Here is a 17349-nt window from a genome sequence, read left to right on the forward strand (position 1 = left end):
ATTGAGTATTTATGACTCAAGGTACCGAATAGCCCGCTAACGATCGAGCCGGTATTCTCATGTCTAAAAAACAGCAACCAATTGAAAATAATGAAATTACTATCTTTACCATCCATAAAATCGACACTTTCAGCGCGCAAAGTTAACCTTATTGTTTTACTGCTCATGGCCGTTACATTTATCTCCATGCTGCACTATGAGATCAATCGAGGCGGCGCCGGGCTGCATCTTCCTCATAACATCATCATCTGGGCCATGATGGCATTGCTGGTGATAACGCTCTATTGGCCACAAAGTGAAGAATCCCATGTGGTGACCTCTCCGGGCAAACTATGGCTGCTGATTGGTGCACTAATGATAACGCTTCCTGGATTGTGGCCGGCATCATTACATCATGTCGGTGCCTGGTTACCACGTGTACTCGGTTTATGGGGGGGAATAATTCTGTTACTGGGGTTATTTCGGCTGAAATTAAGCCCCATTACACGGCAGGGCTGGCTACTACTGATACTGTTGTCGGCTTGGAGCCAGATCACGTTGGCATTACTGCAATGGTTTGTTTTGACAGCAGATAACTGGATGGAATTTGATCTTACCCAACGCCCTTATGGTATCTTCCAGCAAGTCAACGTCTTGGCTAGCTATTTGGCAACGGGTTATGCCATCGCAGCCTATTTGTTTATGATCTCAAGCTATCGTGTCATAAGAATCATAAGCACCCTTACGCTACTGGTTTTCCCCGGCATGTTATTGCTATTGCAATCAAGGATTGGCTGGGTCGGAGGAGTAACAACCTTATTATTACTTTCTCTCTATTACTGGCGTCAGCGAAAAATGGCTTGGTTATGGCTATGCAGCCTGCTGAGTCTCTTGGTAGCTGCTTATCTACTGGAGCATATAATAGGTGGCTCGCTGCCCTCCAAAGAGGGGAGTAATAAAGAGCGCTGGTTAATACTCGAATACACCTGGCTCATGATACGACAGCAGCCGTGGCAAGGCTGGGGTTATGGTAGCTTTGAGTCAGCCTTTGCCCAAACGCTGATACAAACCATAGGCGTGCCCATCCCCTTTTCTTTTCCTTCTCATCCCCATAATGAAATACTTTATGGCTGGGTCGAGGGCGGCATTGTGGCGCTGGTGGGGATGCTGGTATTAGCTATCGGATATATAAAACCGCTATTAATTCAGCCAAAGGTTGTTTTCCCTCTCTGGGTACTCACTTTACCGATAGCGTTGCATCTGATGACAGAACTCCCTCTTTATCAATCTACCGCGCATTGGTTGATACTGATTTTATTGGGCCGATTGATAGTTCCAGAGCATATGTTGATATCAAGACCTCTTTCCCCATCTCATTGGTGGCGCTGGTTGCATGGCATTATTGTGCTATCAGCCTGTTGCACCTTGCTATTTATGATGACGGGCTTTAAAACTGGCCGGATACTGACACTGAGTGAAAGAAGTGGTTTGGTTAACATGCAGCCATTAGATAACCTGATAAATCCTTATATACAGTGGGAAAGATACCAATATATTCGACATATCAACTTGTTGCTGCAATTTAACCACAATCCCGATCCGGCATTATTGAGCCAGTTCAGAGTATGGGCTGAGCAATACATTCAATTGCACAATGATCCTAATGTTTATCAGAGCCTTATCATGATTACGCAATATCAGAATGACCTCATACAAGCCAATCATCTGCGCCAGAGAGCTCATGCACTGTTCCTCGAAAATCCGACATTCAGGTAGAACCAATCCCATCTAAAGAAAGATAGCTATATAGCCCCTTTGTTCAGGGGCTGATCTGCCTTGTTTGCGAGTCGTCTCGAGTTTTAGCTATGTCAGTTTTCGAGCTGCTGGGCTAGTATATCGGCTGGAAAAAGGACTTAACTAGAAAACATAACCGCATGAATAATACTGATAAGCTAGATTCCCACACCCCAATGATGCATTGGTGTGTTTACACTGATTACTAACGATTATTTTCTACCATAATATAAAAACCACATTTCAACCTACACTTTAGTAACCACCTGATTTTACGAATATTGTTTGCTGTACTTATCCAGCGTTATAATCCCTCTGTTTTTCCATTCCTCTAATAACACAGGGCATCTCCATGAGCCGATACCATGTATCCAGTAGTGAAGGACAGTATGAGAAAGACTCTGGCGAGCAGGTTTTGGCTAATAAACTGGATATCGCTGCTTCCGATGAGATGGATGAAGCGGAACTTGTCCTGTTAGAACAACTCTACCAGTACGTTTTTGAAGAACAGTTCCCGGAAGGACAGCTCAGCGTAGCCCTGGTAAAAAGCTGGCACCGCCGCTGGTTAGGTAACATCTACGAGTGGGCTGGACAAGAAAGAGCGGTCAATATCAGCAAAGGCGGCTTTATGTTTGCCCCCTCAGCGCAGTTGCCAAAACTGCTGAACGAATTCGACAACAAGTATCTGGCTCAATACACGCCGTGTAACGGCATGGACGAAGAACAACTCATCACCGCTATCGCCATCACTCATGTCGAGCTGATACTTATCCATCCATTCAGAGAGGGAAACGGGCGCCTGTCTCGACTATTAGCCGACGTGATGGCCGTTCAGGGTGGACATAAACCGCTGGATTATCAAAGCTGGGAGCAAAACAAAACCCAGTATATCTCGGCTATCCATGCAGGTGTATCAATGGACTACGAGCCGATGAAACACTGGGTGAGAGAAGCATTAAGAAGTAATTAAACCGCAAGACGCAAATGAGCAAATTTTTTGCGCGTGGCTTCAAGTGAAGCTTCGATCTTCGCGGAGGACTGCCCTGTTTCAACAGCCGTAGATGTTGCTACTGAGCGAACGATGTCAGCACGAGATGGCTTGGCGTAGCTTGCCTGAGTTTTTTTGCTGTTGCTCATAATTACTCCTGAAAAGTAGAATCTGGGCTGAAAGTCATCGCATAGACATCATACCAAAATTTCCAGGCGAATTCACTCAAGTCTCTCAGAGACTCACTCAATACCTTGTTAAAGGGTATAAGCGAACCACTCAGGATACCTTAGGAAAAAGGATGCAAAGCAGTTTTGTTGCGGCAAGCGAGGCGCTATTCGGATCTGATATGCACCTCGCAAAACACACTTGGAATTATTTGACCGTAATCTGCCCGTTCATTAGCAGAGGGAGGAGCCAGTCGCGGAGTTTAATTAGATCTTGATTTTCAAGGCTACGAGTGAAAATCATTTTATTGTATCCTGTAACAATATCGTCATATCGTTTCAGTAATCCGGGTTCAGGGCAAACGACTTGCAGTGAATGTAAATCATCTTTTGTCATGGAACCAAATGTTGTTCCTTCCGCATTTCGTCGATCAAATACCTGTTTGAAATACTTCATCACGTAGAATAAAAATCCATCTGAGTGGCTTTTGCTGTTTAATGCCGCAAGTCCTCGTCCAATACAACAATCGGCGTTGGAAATATTCATATCACCAACAGGTGCACGAACACTGAGTAAAATATCACCCTTTTTCGCCATTCTCGCGGGTGATGTTGTGTACTGACGTGGAGTTGGGAAAAGCCAGCCAAAGTCTGTTGAACCTTGGAAAAATAGAGTTCCGACCCCATCTTCATTATAAGACTCCCCTGCTGGAGACTGCCCCATTGTGATATTCGATATTTGAGACAGTGCTTGGACTGTCCATCCCGCCGGGATTTCCCGTTTCAGCGTGCCGTTATACACCATCTTACCGCCGGAAGTTTTATACGGTTTTCCGTTGGCATCAGGGAAATCAGATTGTACAAACCAGTAGTCGTAAAGCGTCTTCGCCATCGCTTCCAGTTCGGTGTTGATGCGGTTATTGAGGGCGATTTTGTCATCTATGGCCCTAAGCACTGATGAAATTTTCTCCTGAATAACCTTTTCAGGACCTGAAAAAGGAATCCTCGCCAAAATTCCCGTATTGATGTTGGGCATCGTCGCCCCAATAGATTGGCTAATAATCCATGATTGAATTTTTTTTGTACTCAGATAATAAGTCAGGTATTCAGAATCAAGCAGATTACCAGATCTTAATAACAAGCAGCCTGTACCACAAAAATACCCAGCTTCATTTTTTCGGATCAACGCTTTGAGTGTGACATTACCTCTCCTGCTGTAAACAATATCTCCTTCTTTGACGAGATATTTTGACAACCGTTGAGCATCTCCCTCTGAAATATATGAAATATTTGAGAGGTCAACTCTATTGTCCTTCATATTCGCAGGCATAATGCAGGGAATACCTTGCGCAACATAGTCCTCAGCATGGAGTTGGCTCCCAAAAGGACCTGTATGTATGATTCCGCCGCCCGTTTTAACCAAATCGCCGAGCGTTGAATTGATCTGATTACTCATACTTCAGACCCGCCATCTGCTTCTTAATCTCCGTTTCCAGCTCACGTGACTGACTAAACAAACTCTCCAGATTGTCAGTAAACCCTTTCATCTTCGCGGCAAACTGTTCCGGCGTTATATCGGTGTATTCAATTTTAACGTCGAAATATTGACCAGCGCTGAACGAGTAATTTTTCCCGGCTATATCGTCATAGCTGACCACAACCGAGAAATCCTCTTCGCTCCACTTATTGTTGAACACCTCGCAGATGCGCTGCTCTTCTTCTTCGGTCAGTACCGTTTTCTGGTTTTTGCCGTCTTTGACTTTCCCCCCCAAATTCGAGGCGTCGATCAGCACCACTTTCTCTTTGTTGCTGGCATCAATAAACAGGATCGAGACGTTAGTCCCGGTGGTGGCAAAGATATTCGACGGCATGGAGACCACGCCCGCCAGCATTTTGTTTTTCACCAGATGTTCGCGAATGCCTTTATCAATACCCGACTGCGCGGTGATAAAACCGGTCGGCACCACGACCGCCGCCTTACCGCCCGGCTTCAGCGAGAAAATGATGTGTTGCAGGAACAACTGATAAATCTCCATTTTGTCCCTGGCTTTGGCTTTGATTTTCGGTATCCCAGCAAAGAAGCGTTGCTGGTTTTCCTTGCTGTCCAGCGCGTCGCGGAAGTCGCTGAAATCCATCTTAAACGGTGGGTTGGAGACGATGTAGTCAAAGTGTTTCAGCGCGCTGCCGTCTTTGTGGAACGGGTGCAAAATGGTATTGCCCTGTATAACGTTAGGGATCGAATGCACCAGGTTGTTAAGGATCAGGTTCAGGCGCAGCAGGCTGGAAGATTTCTGCGAGATGTCCTGAGCAAAGATGCTGCAACGATCTTCCCCGATGGCGTGCGCCACGTTCATCAGCAGCGTACCGGAACCGGCGGACGGGTCGTAACAGCTTACGTTGCGCACTACACCCTGCTGCGCTTTCGGCACCAGAATTTCCGCCATGATGCGCGCCACGGCGTGAGGCGTGTAGTATTCGGCGTATTTGCCGCCGGAGTTGCTGTTGTAATCTTTAATCAAGTATTCAAAGATGGTGGCGTAGAAGTCGAATTTCTGCGTGAAGATACGTTCGAAGCTGAAGTCGGCCAGTTTGTTGATGATGGCGCGGCAGAAGTCGTCGCGCTTTGATTCGTCGGAGATATACTGGCTGAGGCGTTCAAACAGCACCACTTTCGCGCCGCCGTCGGTTTTGACTGCGAAGACGTCGTTGTTGGTGGCAGCGATATCCATCAGGGTGTCGTCAAAGGTGGTGGCGAAACTCGCCTCATTTTGACGGTTGTATAAATACTGAATGAAGTGATGTGGCTTCAGACGCGCGGTGTCGGCGCTCATCTTCAGTTGCAGTTTATCCCGCTGTTCTTCACTCATCTGATTGAGCGCGACTTCCCATTTTTCGGCACTGGCGATGCTTTTATCCACCTTTTTGGCTTCAAAGGCGAATTTGTCGTTCAGAAATTTGTACAGGAATGCCTGAGTGATGATTTTGAATTCATTACCGTCGTTACCCAGACCGTAGTTCGCACAAATTTGTTTCAGGCTGTCGATCAGGGTTTTGGTTTTGTCTCTAAATTCCAGTTCTACCACGTACGTGCTCCGGTATTAAATTCGTTCAGGTATTCCGCCACAATCAGGCGGTTGATGTCGCTAGCTGTTTTCGCACTCAGGGTGATGTGCTGCTGTTGCTCAAAGTGGTCAAGCACACATGACACGATCTGGCGCTCAAAGTAGCTTTCATTGTTCAGTATCTGGCTGTTATTCAGCACTTTTTCATCCGCATCCAGCTTAACGCCGAGCAGTGCTTCGAAGATTTTACGCTCCGGCTCGCTAAGGCCGCCGCGCTCGCGCAGGCGTTTGTGGGTACGCGCGTATTTCACATCGCCCCGGTATTTCTGGCGCAGCAGGTTGTTCTGGCGGTTCAGCTCCTTGATGCGGTCATGAATTTTATTGAGTGTGCCGATATTCGCAACCATTTCTTCCTGGGTGACTTCGCTGAGTTTCTTTTTCTTGAACAGGCGCTCCAGTTCGTCTTTCAAGCTGACAAACTGCAAGTCCTGCTGGTCGAAGTTGGCGGCCAGCGCCTCGCGGGTGCGGCGCAGCGTCTCTTTCAGTTCGTCTGCCAGTACCAGCTCTTCTTCGCCCACTTTATGGAATTCGAAAATCACTTCTTCCAGCGCCCGATTCAGCAGGCCGGAGAGGTCTACGCCCTGCTCCAGATCCGCTTTCAGGTTGAGTAAGTCGAGGCGGTGACAGGCTTCGCGGTAGAGGATGTTGAGTTTGTTGAAGTCCAGCGCCTGGAGAAATTCAGTGTTGCCTTGGTGGCGGATCAGGTTGTACAGGCTACGGGCGTCAGCCAACGCGTTTTTAAGCGCCAGCGCGGTTTGCCGGTCCTGAATCTGGTTTATCTGGTCAGTGAAGATTTCCGCGTTTTCCGTATCGAAGCTGAACAGAACGTCTTTAATGTGTTCGATTTCTTCGTAGATCTCTTCTGCCGATTTGAACAGGCGGGAGTAGTGCTCCATTTCGTCGCCCAGTTCGGCCTGTAGCTCTTCAAAGTAGGCTTTGTTGGTGGCGTCAAATTCTTGCCGGATGTCGGCAAAGTCCACCACGTAGCCGTAGCGGAAGTTGTTATATGTACGGTTGACGCGAGTGAGTGCCTGGAGCAGGTTGTGCTTTCTGATCACGCGACCAAGATAGAGTTTTTTCAGCCGTTTGGCGTCAAAGCCGGTGAGCAACATGTTGTAGACAAATAGCAGGTCAATCTCCCCCGCTTTGAATTGCTCCACCCATTCTCTGCGTTCCTGCTTGCTGCCGACGTCGTGCAGGATTAAGGCTGCGCGTTTGATTGTCCGCGTTTCTTTGGCGTGAATCTGGTAAACGACGGCGGGTTCTGCGGCCTGTGAGAGAGGTATTTCTTCCGCAGATTCTTCGACGACAGGCAATTCGGCGTTGAACAATTCAAACATCTGTTTGGCCTGTTCAGAGCTGTCGCAAATCACCATGCCGCCGATGGTGTCATCATTCAGCACGCCCCGGCTTTTGGCAAAGTCGGTGACGATGTAGTTCAGCATCGGTTTAACGAAGCTGGGATGGGCGTAGATATATTTGCGATCCACATCGCCCATTCTGACTTCCACATCTTTTAGTGCCTGTTGCAGGATCATACGGTAATTGGTGGCGATCTCTTCACGGATCAGGCGCAGCGTGTAGCCATCGGAAATGGAGGCGTTGTAGTAGTATTTGTGGATGTAGTCGCCGAAGAGGTCGCGGGAGTTGTAGTCCGTTCCCAGTAAAGGCGTACCCGTCAGGCCAATTTTGATGGCTTTGGTGTCCGACTGGCTTAAGTTTGCCAGGAAGCTCCCTTTGGGGTTGTAGCTGCGGTGTACTTCATCGAGGAAGTACACACGCTGAATGTTGATGTCGTAGTCTTTGGTGGTGACGATGTCCGGGTCATCGCGGAATTTCTGGATGTTGACGACGGTGATTTCCGCTTTGCCGTGGTGGTTATGCAGCGCCTGCGTTGCTTTGATGTCACGGGTGAAAGCTTCGCGTGAGTCGATATGGTGAACGATTAAGCCACGCGCGGTAAATTCGCGCTGCGCCTGCTGGAGCAGATCCAGACGATCAACAATAAAGTAGAACTTTGGGATCACCTGCTGATTCTGGAAATAATCCGTCAGGAACCGCACGTTATAATAAGCCAGTGCGGTTTTTCCGCTGCCCTGGGTGTGCCAGATGATGCCTTTTTTCACGCCAGCGTTGAGTTTGCGCTCAATTGCTTTTGTGGCGAAGAGCTGCGGGTAGCGCATGATGTGTTTCTGGATGCCGCCTGGTTCAGCAACGTACACCAGTGCATAGCGCAGGATAAATGCCAGCCGATCGCGGCTCAATAGAGCGGTGCAGAGGCGGTTGGTCGGGCGGTTGTGATCTTTGTTGGTCTGAAATTCCGGGTTGGTGCGGATCACTTCCAGGTTGTTGTCTTTCAGGACGGCGACTTCGATTTCCTCTGACAGCGGTTTCAGTAAGTTGGTCAGGTTAAAGAGTTCTTCTTCGCGGAAGTAGTTGAATACCGGGTTGCTGTAAGAACTGCTGGCGTAGAACGCCCCCTGAATCGGCTCCGGGTCGCTGTCGTCATACTCCATGTTGTTGGAGAAGATCATGAACTGGGTGATGTTGGCGAAACGTTTGAATTTGGGGTTCTTAAAGCGCTCGTTGATGCGGTTGCGTTCTGCGACGATGCCTTCCCGGTTGTTAGGCTTTTTCACTTCGATAAAGATCAGCGGCATGCCGTTAATCAGTAGCGTGATGTCCGGACGGAACTCTTCATCGCCGTTTTCGCAGGTCAGTTCGGTGACGACATGGAAGCTGTTGTTATTGAAGTTGTCGAAGTCGATTAGCTTGATGCCGGAGCGATCGCTGAGTTTTTCGAAGAAGGCGCGGCCCAGGTCATCGTTATCAAGAAGCAGCGTTAGGTCTTTTAACAGGCGTCTGATGTCGTCGGACGCGATTCCAGGGTTTATTCTGGCAAGTGCGGCAGTGAAGATGTCAGGGAAGATGTTGGTTTCTTTGTCCCAGCGCTGTTCTTTCAGGGAAAGGTACTCGTAACCCAATCGTATCAGATGGAGGATGACGGGGATTTTAACCCGGGTATCTTCAGTAAATTTCATCATGTTCCCTGTTTTTTATCACGTCTCAGACCATGCAACGCCCCATAAATGCGGAACGGCTGGCAGCAATGTCTGTTCAATTTATATCTATGCTACACGTTCTCTGTTAACTGCCCGAGCACATTTGTCTCTCTTTACTCTAAATGATAACTCTCACGCCAGACTCTGATATATTTCGGGAACCAGCTTATCCGCCCTGTTCGCTATGACGGACATAACAGTCTGCTCTTCTACTCCGAAAACGAAGGGTTCCAGTTCGAAAAAGAGTCATCCATGCAATGGGTTGCCCGTTTCGACGAAGCTAGTGATTTGCTGGATAAAGAAGATGAAGGCAAATCATACGAACCAGTACGTATCAAATGTTGGACGGATGAAATCGCCCCTCATGCCGGCCGCTGGGCCTCTATCGTTGAAGGCACCACGCAGTATATCCAGACCCGCGAAGGCCAGAAGATGCCGGAGTTTGAAGATATCTACGGCAACAAGCACCGAGCCTGCTGGTCACTGCTGGAGCGAGACGATAAGGGTAGCGTGTTTGTGATACCGGAGTAAATCCGGCGCTAATATTGGCGCTTCATTATTCGCTATGTTTAAGGACAAATAATGGCCGTCTTACACCCGCACGAATGCTATTTGCTGGAGAGATTTATTTCTCCCGAACATTACGCGGCAACTCGTGATGCGATTATTGCCTATATTGATGCTCATGAAGTGGCTTTTGCCCGTTACCTGCGTTAAACAGCCGTAAACTCCCCTTGTGGCAGTAGGCTGATCTCGTATGGGGCAATCGAGTAATGACTAATATTCGTCCTATGAAAGAGCGATATATACAAGCTTATATTCTGCGAACTCATGATGACATCAATGCATTTAATATCGGTCATGCGATGAGCAACATATCCAAAGGCATCACCGAGTGTTGGGATGGCTGGATGACCAAAGAGGAAATCGAAAAGATATCTAATTTGCAGGGAATTGCGTCAAAGTTGGATAGGCGGTTACCGCCTTCTTCGGCCAACTCTTGATAACGATAAAACGTGTCGCGTGATACACCCATGATTTTGATACGTTCCCGAGCTCTTCCGCCAGATTGAGTAAGCCAGCTTTGTGTTTGATGATGGGATTGTCAGTATGAAGCATGAGAGTTACCTCGTGTTTTGTATAAGGATTCGACACCCATATCAAAACCGGTAACTCTCAACCTTTCAAGGTCCAGTGTCAGATCAAGTCGCTACTAATACAATTCTTACAGGATCCACGCATTATTTTACAAAAAAACAGAGACAGCTTTTTAAAGATGTTTCACTCAGTCTTTGCAACTCCCCGAGCAACAGTTTTTAGCCCAACGAGCACCACAGATACTGCATGGCTGATAACGAACAAACTCGGTTCTCTGTTGCTCCGTTAACGTCTTTCTGTGATAGGAGTGGGCATCGTTATAAGCTTTCAAAAGCTCCCCTGGGACCAGCTCCCAGTTTTCTTTATTGGGCGTCACATTCGCTCTGACCATCAAGCCATAGGGGAGTTTTTTTTCTCCCTCTAATTTAAGTCGTTTTTTTTTTTAATCCGACAACGTTTTCGTCGTCGCAAGGCCGAACTCTAAATCGTAAAACTCTATCGAGCATTGGATCTGCCTGTCGCCACCAAGTCCAGAAACATGAACAATCAGATTTTCATCAATACTAATTTTCAGCTCAATTCTTTCCTCGAGAGGAGGAAAGTCGGGATTAATCGGGATAACCAGCTCGCCGTAATTGGTTCGGGGATCTGCAGCGGCTGTTTTTCCTACCATTTGTGGTCGTTTAAACGATGCGATTGCATTTCCATCTCGTGGATCCGTGCAATACATAGATTGTGGATAACTAATAGATTTTCCACGGGTAGGAAGCAATGTTCCTTCAGGGATGATAGTCAACATCGAATTGCGTGCTTCAAGTAGCTCTAAAGGCTTTGATAATGTCAGTTTCAACTCATCTGACGCTATCCATGCGGCCCCCTCAGAAATAATGCGATCGCCCTTCTTTGATACCTCGAGCGAAGCGATACCGAACAACTCACTCAAATGCCGTTTGATAAGCGGCATATTGACCATACCACCAGTAGCAAGGCACAGAGCGATCGTCTGCCTGTCAATATCAGCCTGATCATCTGCTAACAACGCATCAATTTCATTTATCCCCTGACGGATTAGACGTTGGGAAATAACCTCAAGTTCATCCCGCGTTAACCAGTAGTCAATCTCCGACTCATCGCCTTCACCAATATAGTAATCAGGAACAAAAATTGATGTCTTCTCGTGAGTTGAAAGCGTAATTTTCGCACGTTCACAAGCACCCTGTAATTTAGCTAACATACCAGGATTACGCTCAAGCCGATTTTCTTCGTCCCAGCCATGCTGGTCAGCATGTTTTTGTTCAACATACTTCTGAATCGCGTCGTCAAGATAGTCCCCACCTACGCTGTTGTTACCACGGTTAAGGATTTGCAATATATTACCATTGACGACCTTACATAACGTTAGGTCAAGGGTGCCGCCGCCCCAGTCAAAGACCAGAACTATTTTTCCTTCGAATCGCCGTAACGCCTCTTTGGGATTTTCTTGATCTCTGAAATATCCGTATAGCGCCGCAAGAGGCTCATGCACAAAGCTTTCAACATAGACACCGGCATTAAGTAGAGCCTCACGAAGTACCTGTCGTTCACGCCCTCCCATCGCAACGGGGATGGTCACAACCGCATTCGCCAAATCAGCACTTTCTTCGTCATCCTCATCACGAGCATGACCAACAAGATATCGAATATAATCGGTTACCACTTCAGTAGGGCTAAGCAAGCGTCCTTCGACATTGACATCAGAACAGCCCAGAAGCTTCTTAGGTCCACGAACAGTATTCCCTAAAACACCTATCCCATGCTGATCAAGTTTATCTTTAGCTATTTTACCGCAAATGATTTTATCACTCTCATAGCGAACGACTGAAGGATGTGGCCGTCCTAAATCATCAAAAGATTTAATTTTTCCGGCTCGCGTCACAACCGAGATCAGGCTATTTGTTGTGCCGAAATCAATACCTATTTTTTGAACCATTCTAATTCTCGCTCAATGCTTTCAAGTACTAGTTCAACCTGATGCGCCGCTATTTCCACCTTTGGTTTTTCTCTCTGCAATGCACTAAGAGACAATTTAAGGGGCTCCATAACTTCTTCATTTAATAGATTGAAAGCGCGTGATTTGGCTTTACTGACATCATCCTTAAGATGAACACGCAATGCTTTATCATCAAGAACTTGCTCTTCCGACTGGGTTTTAACCTGGCTAATACTGGCTTTTAGCTGATCAATTTCCTGCTGCAACGCAGAAACTTGCTGCATCAGTTGAACCTTTTCAGCTTCGACTTTATTAAGTTTTCTTCCGAGCTGTTCATTAATAGTCTCAGCACTTTGCTGTTTTTCACGAGCACTGCTCAGAAATTCGTCGTAATAGCTAAGTGTTTCGGCAATACCCCCTTTTGGCTCACTCAGTTGAGAAGCGAGAAAAGTGCAAATTTTCTTCTCATTGTTCCAGTTATCACCACGCTCTAATATGCGTTTTTTGAAAGCCTGAATACCGATTTTCACATCGCATTTTCCCGTTTCTACCGCCCACAAATAACAAATCGTTAGGAGGTTCTCACATTGCTGGCGAAGATGTTCCGGTGTAAGGGAACGAAGTTGAGAAGAAGATGATTCATTTGAAGCCTCTTTCTGCTTCAGTTGTTCCTTGAACGCGTCAATCCGTTTGCTGTAACGGCCATTAATACTTGTGGTTAAATGCGCCAAAATGCTCGGATTACTGAAGATTAGAGGCTCAGCTTCCGCCAAAAAGAGATTTGAATTCCCTAGGTGTTTACCCACCCAGTTTTCACTTAATGCCCGGACAGAGAAATCAAGTACGACTTTATTGACTGCACGATTACCAAGCGTGAGTATCACGACTTGCGTCAATTTATTGAACTCTGGGTCAGTCGTACCAATAGAAGCTGCCAACTCCACGAGGACCTTGTTCGGTATGGTGCCCGGTTGCTGTATTCGCTTTAATTCAGACTGCAATGTCTGGGTTAAGGCTGAACCGCGAACTTTCCCATCCTTATTTGCTACGGGAAGAAAAAGTTGCACCAAAATACTTTCTAATGATTTTATTTTTTCAGCATCTTTTGACTTATTTTCGCTTGAAGCAACGGGTCTCTGAACACTGTTCGGAATGCGGTGGATACTTTTGGAATCAGAGAGAGATTCGGTGATCTCTTCGATATGTTCAGGAGCAGTTGGAGGCTCAGGAGAATCTGAAATACTCTTGTTCCGATTTAGGAATAATATCCTTGTCTTTTTTGCTTTATTTTCAGTCATCTGAAGCCTCTGATTCTGGAACTATAACTTTAAATACTTCACTATATTTCAATTTTGAACCGTAATTGCGCTGCGCCTTAAGGTGGCCGGACTCGACGGCCTTGAGATAACAGAGAAAATACAATTTTTGACGATCATGCGTCATTAGCCCTAAGAATTTTATCTCAGTTATAGCCTGCTCAAGGCTCTGCAAAGAATAGCGTGAAAAATGTGCGACAAAATCGTTCAGGATACGACCTATAATTTGATCCGTGGGCAATCTTAAAAGCGTCGAATCGTCGTCCTCTTTGGCAGGAACGACGTCTCCACGAAATAACGTTAAAGCTTCATCCAGATGCGATATTGACGATTTATCCTTTAGAGATGAGAAGTCATTGAACGTAAATTTTATCAGTTGGGATAGGGAATTGGCTAAAGCTGTAGGATATTCACCGAGTAGTTGCAATGCCCGATTAAAACATTCGGAAAAATCCCTGGATGTTAAGCGCTCAGCACGATTATCTTTCGCCATAACTCCATGTAAGTAACGTACAAGGCCATCTCTGTACCAGTTAGCCTCATCACAGTGAGCAGTTTCGCTTATGAAGCGGTCTATAGTATCGCCATCGAAATCATCCCGGCCAAATAAGCGCAAAAAACTCTGATCGACATGTGCGAGTTGGGAAGTTGAGGCTACCAGCATGTCTATCTTTACTTTCTTAGGATGGATTCCTTTACGAAGTAACTTGATGTCAAAAAAGCCTTTCTTTTCTTCACTAAGTTTATGCAACAACTCATCTGGATATCCGAGAACAACACCATTCAGTTCAACTTCATCAACAAAATTCAACACGATATCTTCGGAACAAACCGAATGGGTTAGTTTTAAGTTATCCCCCATCACCTCGCGTCCAGCTATAATCAGAGTAGGGTTGGCGATAGGGTGAATACGCTCATGCTGATTAAGCGCTGATAACGAAGAAAACTCCATCTGGCATTCGAGGCAGGAAAATTTTGTCGTAATCGTTTTTTCTTTTTCAGAAAAACCTCGTTCATGATAGAGATCAATTGCCGTTTCCTGAATCCAACCAACAGTGGGCATATCAGCTCCTGTAAACGAATGCTATTTACTAATATAGAAGGTAGTTGTTAGCCCTTAATGCTTCCATTCAATCGCCTTCACCTTTGCTTAGATATTAAGCCCATAGTATCGCAAATTAGACGCCAATACAGTGGATCCAAGTGTAAGATTAGAGCCGGTGTCACGTCGAATCGCTTAAATGTAAATTTCCCTACATTTAGTTTCCGCCATTACCAATGTAATCACTATGTGGGACTATTTAAGGCTTATAACGGTGATGAGCTGTGGTGCGGGGCTGATGTAAAGCTAAGGGTGAATTTTGGCTACAATAGTGGGCTGATGGCCTTGATACGCTTATCTAACCATGTGCATATCCCCCTCAATGAACATTTGATTTTAAAGCATATATTCTGCCAACCCTGGCTTCCCTGTTTAAATTGCAGACAATTCATGCATATAAATTAATGGGTGCACCAGCCCAGATAATTAAACACAGGATGGCACCATGCTGACGGATAAAACAGCAACAACAGGTAATGCCTCACTCTCACGCTATTCCCCACTGGACACCGCACGACCTACGCCGAACCGTACGTACTGGCTTGGCCCGTCTTGGATGCCCCAGCGAAGTGGCAGAAGCCGTGTTAGGTCACTCCCGCAAAGGGATCGAAGGGACTTACGACCTGTATCGCTACGAGGCAGAATGTAAGATTTGGCTGCAAAAATGGGCAGATTATCTTGATACCCTTATGGTTCAGTGACGTTATTGTATCAGCCAGGCAGACGAAGTATGGGTCAGGTCTATTCAAAGAGGCATCGATAATCATTAAATACGGTAAACCCGCGTCTTTATCGGGGGAGGCTTACCCGTCACTTTTTTAAACGTCGACGGAATATTATTTCCCAGGCTTCGAGCTGCCATTCAAATATCTTTTAATAATATATTCCCGCACTAACTCCTGCATTGTAGGATATTTCCCACACCAGTAAGGGCGGGTTCTTGCCCGCTCATTTTATCGACAAAAATACATTGAAAATAACGTTTTTGCAGGCATAATGCGCGCAAATCATCTTATATTTACCTACCCCAAAATAGGGGGAAAGGCTTTTATTGTGTCGCGTTCCTGTTATTTTATATTAATCGCGGGCGTATTATCGCCAGCATTGACTATACCGTTCGCCAGTTTTGGCGCGGAATTACCACCAGTCCAACAAAGTATTCACCAACAGGAACGGCAACGTGCCCTGGAAGAGCGTTTGGCCCCCTCAACACCGGATGTGCGTTTATCTGAACCCTCAACCTCTTTGGGGCGCCTCTCTTTTCCGTTGGAAAAACCTTGCTTTGCCATTGAACGCATAAAAATCAGTGGCGCAAAGCCATTACCTCGCTGGTTGCCACTACAACGCATTGCCGATCAGGCCCAAGGTCAGTGCTTAGGAGCTAAAGGCATCAATCTGCTGATGAGCCAAATACAAAACCGCCTGGTGGATCATGGCTATGTCACCACCCGCGTGCTGGCCCCGCAGCAGGATTTGAACAGCGGTACCCTGGCGTTACAAGTGGTGCCCGGCAAAATACGTCGTGTTGAGCTGACACCCGACAGTGACCGCCATGTCACGTTATTCAGTGCTTTCCCCGCCCGCCCCGGTCACTTATTGGATTTGCGTGATATTGAACAAGGGTTAGAGAATCTACAGCGCCTCCCCACGGTACAGGCCAGCATGGAGTTGATCCCCGGTGATGCCCCCGGCGAGACCGATATCGCCCTGAGCTGGAAACAGAGCAAAATGTGGCGATTGGCGGCTTCACTGGATGACTCAGGCACCCGCAGCACCGGCCGCTATCAAGCTGGCGCGACACTATTTCTGGATAATCCCCTCTCCCTGAGTGACCAGTTCTATGTCTCTGCCGGTGGTTCAATGAAGAATCGCGGTGATAAAGGCACCAATAACCTGACTGGCCATTACTCGCTGCCGTTCGGCTACTGGACCGCCGGGTTGACCGCCAGCAGTTATGACTATCATCAGACCGTAGCGGGTCTGAATGGCGACTATAGCTATCGCGGGGAAAGTGAGAATGTCTCGTTGCAACTTAGCCGCCTGTTGCACCGCAATGCCAGCCAGAAAACCACTTTGATCTATGATGTACTGACTCGCTCGTCGAAAAACTACATCAATGATACCGAAGTGGAAGTGCAGCGCCGCCGCACCTCGGCCTGGCGTGTCGGGTTACAACATCGCCACTTTATTTCACAAGCAACTCTGGACGCGGGTATCAGTTATCAACGCGGCACTCGCTGGTTTGGTGCCGTGCCTGCGCAGGAAGAATATTTTGGCGAAGCCACTGCATTAAGCAAAATTCTGCGCATGAATGCGCAATTGGATATTCCTTTTGCCATTCAAAAACAAAACTTCCATTACAACCTGCAATATCAGCGTCAAAGCACTAACACGCCACTGACGCCGCAGGATCAGTTCAGTATCGGCGGGCGCTGGTCAGTGCGCGGGTTTGACGGCGAACGCACCCTTAATGCCGATCGTGGCTGGACGGTGCGCAATGATCTGGGCTGGTATACGCCACTGCCGGGGCATGAACTGTATGTCGGTGTGGATTACGGCGAAGTCGGCGGCCGTAGCGACCCTTACTTATTGGGCCACCATCTGGCGGGCAGTGTCGTCGGGGTACGTGGCCGCGTGTTTCATACCCAATATGACTTGTTTGCCGGTAAACCGCTGTCTAAGCCCGATGGCTTTAAAACCGACTCGGTGACAGTGGGCTTTAACCTGAACTGGCAATACTAATGCGCCTGAT

Annotated in this window: 11 protein-coding genes and 3 pseudogenes; 6 read left to right on the forward strand and 8 right to left on the reverse strand. The window is 47.0% G+C overall.

Features of this window, described 5'->3' with window-relative positions:
- Window positions 1-90 precede the first annotated feature (90 nt).
- Together waaL-xs and ACF3VQ_RS16510 are read left to right on the forward strand one after the other, a co-directional pair.
- Window positions 91-1755, forward strand: coding sequence for an O-antigen ligase-like protein WaaL-xs (gene waaL-xs / locus ACF3VQ_RS16505; RefSeq protein WP_392432198.1), 1665 nt, complete (start codon window positions 91-93; stop codon window positions 1753-1755).
- Window positions 1756-2125: 370 nt separating this feature from the next.
- Window positions 2126-2743: a Fic/DOC family protein gene (locus tag ACF3VQ_RS16510; RefSeq protein ID WP_392432199.1), complete on the forward strand. Its 618-nt coding sequence runs from the start codon at window positions 2126-2128 to the stop codon at window positions 2741-2743.
- On the opposite strand, the gene ACF3VQ_RS16515 is transcribed toward ACF3VQ_RS16510, so the two are convergent.
- The 4 genes from ACF3VQ_RS16515 to ACF3VQ_RS16530 all read right to left on the reverse strand — a co-directional run bounded on the left by ACF3VQ_RS16515 (window position 2740) and on the right by ACF3VQ_RS16530 (window position 9091).
- Window positions 2740-2910 (reverse strand): hypothetical protein, encoded by a 171-nt coding sequence (locus ACF3VQ_RS16515; protein WP_196334323.1) that lies wholly within the window; start codon window positions 2908-2910, stop codon window positions 2740-2742. The genes ACF3VQ_RS16510 and ACF3VQ_RS16515 overlap by 4 nt on opposite strands.
- Before the next feature lie 226 nt (window positions 2911-3136).
- Window positions 3137-4384, reverse strand: a complete 1248-nt coding sequence (locus tag ACF3VQ_RS16520; RefSeq protein WP_050878954.1) for a restriction endonuclease subunit S — start codon at window positions 4382-4384, stop codon at window positions 3137-3139.
- On the reverse strand, window positions 4377-6011 hold the full coding sequence (locus ACF3VQ_RS16525; protein ID WP_050878953.1) for a class I SAM-dependent DNA methyltransferase: 1635 nt from the start codon (window positions 6009-6011) through the stop codon (window positions 4377-4379). Before ACF3VQ_RS16525 ends, ACF3VQ_RS16520 begins: the two co-directional genes overlap by 8 nt.
- Window positions 6005-9091 (reverse strand): type I restriction endonuclease subunit R, encoded by a 3087-nt coding sequence (locus ACF3VQ_RS16530; RefSeq protein ID WP_050878952.1) that lies wholly within the window; start codon window positions 9089-9091, stop codon window positions 6005-6007. The genes ACF3VQ_RS16525 and ACF3VQ_RS16530 overlap by 7 nt, the downstream gene beginning before the upstream one ends.
- A 273-nt stretch (window positions 9092-9364) precedes the next feature.
- Here ACF3VQ_RS16530 and ACF3VQ_RS16535 point away from each other — a divergent pair, with 273 nt between their 5' ends.
- Entirely contained in the window at window positions 9365-9643 is a 279-nt protein-coding gene (locus tag ACF3VQ_RS16535) for a hypothetical protein (RefSeq protein WP_050878951.1), read from the forward strand.
- Between the two features lie 51 nt (window positions 9644-9694).
- Window positions 9695-10092: pseudogene (locus tag ACF3VQ_RS16540) on the forward strand (type VI secretion protein ImpA); the annotation flags it as partial.
- On the opposite strand, the pseudogene ACF3VQ_RS16545 reads toward ACF3VQ_RS16540, so the two are convergent.
- From ACF3VQ_RS16545 to ACF3VQ_RS16560, 4 genes and pseudogenes are all read right to left on the reverse strand, one after another.
- Window positions 10092-10231 (reverse strand): annotated as a pseudogene (locus ACF3VQ_RS16545) (helix-turn-helix domain-containing protein); the annotation flags it as partial. The pseudogenes ACF3VQ_RS16540 and ACF3VQ_RS16545 overlap by 1 nt on opposite strands.
- Window positions 10232-10652: 421 nt before the next feature.
- On the reverse strand, window positions 10653-12179 hold the full coding sequence (locus ACF3VQ_RS16550; RefSeq protein ID WP_392432200.1) for an Hsp70 family protein: 1527 nt from the start codon (window positions 12177-12179) through the stop codon (window positions 10653-10655).
- On the reverse strand, window positions 12164-13477 hold the full coding sequence (locus ACF3VQ_RS16555; RefSeq protein ID WP_050878949.1) for a hypothetical protein: 1314 nt from the start codon (window positions 13475-13477) through the stop codon (window positions 12164-12166). The genes ACF3VQ_RS16550 and ACF3VQ_RS16555 overlap by 16 nt, the downstream gene beginning before the upstream one ends.
- Entirely contained in the window at window positions 13470-14558 is a 1089-nt protein-coding gene (locus tag ACF3VQ_RS16560) for a hypothetical protein (protein WP_392432201.1), read from the reverse strand. The genes ACF3VQ_RS16555 and ACF3VQ_RS16560 overlap by 8 nt, the downstream gene beginning before the upstream one ends.
- Window positions 14559-15091: 533 nt before the next feature.
- On the opposite strand from ACF3VQ_RS16560, the pseudogene ACF3VQ_RS16565 reads away from it, so the two are divergent.
- A pseudogene (locus tag ACF3VQ_RS16565) lies at window positions 15092-15298 on the forward strand (integrase); the annotation flags it as partial.
- 352 nt (window positions 15299-15650) lie between these two features.
- On the forward strand, window positions 15651-17339 hold the full coding sequence (locus tag ACF3VQ_RS16570) for a ShlB/FhaC/HecB family hemolysin secretion/activation protein (protein ID WP_392432202.1): 1689 nt from the start codon (window positions 15651-15653) through the stop codon (window positions 17337-17339).
- The last annotated feature ends 10 nt before the right edge of the window (window positions 17340-17349 follow it).

Origin of the sequence: Yersinia fenwicki, from assembly GCF_043099325.1 — a bacterium.
In the GTDB taxonomy this organism is placed as follows: Bacteria; Pseudomonadota; Gammaproteobacteria; order Enterobacterales; family Enterobacteriaceae; genus Yersinia.

Coding starts and splice junctions, on each gene's coding strand:
- waaL-xs (WP_392432198.1), top strand. CDS start 91: ATGAAATTACTATCTTTACCATCCATAAAATCGACACTTTCAGCGCGC.
- ACF3VQ_RS16510 (WP_392432199.1), top strand. CDS start 2,126: ATGAGCCGATACCATGTATCCAGTAGTGAAGGACAGTATGAGAAAGAC.
- ACF3VQ_RS16515 (WP_196334323.1), bottom strand. CDS start 2,910: ATGAGCAACAGCAAAAAAACTCAGGCAAGCTACGCCAAGCCATCTCGT.
- ACF3VQ_RS16520 (WP_050878954.1), bottom strand. CDS start 4,384: ATGAGTAATCAGATCAATTCAACGCTCGGCGATTTGGTTAAAACGGGC.
- ACF3VQ_RS16530 (WP_050878952.1), bottom strand. CDS start 9,091: ATGAAATTTACTGAAGATACCCGGGTTAAAATCCCCGTCATCCTCCAT.
- ACF3VQ_RS16535 (WP_050878951.1), top strand. CDS start 9,365: ATGCAATGGGTTGCCCGTTTCGACGAAGCTAGTGATTTGCTGGATAAA.
- ACF3VQ_RS16550 (WP_392432200.1), bottom strand. CDS start 12,179: ATGGTTCAAAAAATAGGTATTGATTTCGGCACAACAAATAGCCTGATC.
- ACF3VQ_RS16555 (WP_050878949.1), bottom strand. CDS start 13,477: ATGACTGAAAATAAAGCAAAAAAGACAAGGATATTATTCCTAAATCGG.
- ACF3VQ_RS16560 (WP_392432201.1), bottom strand. CDS start 14,558: ATGCCCACTGTTGGTTGGATTCAGGAAACGGCAATTGATCTCTATCAT.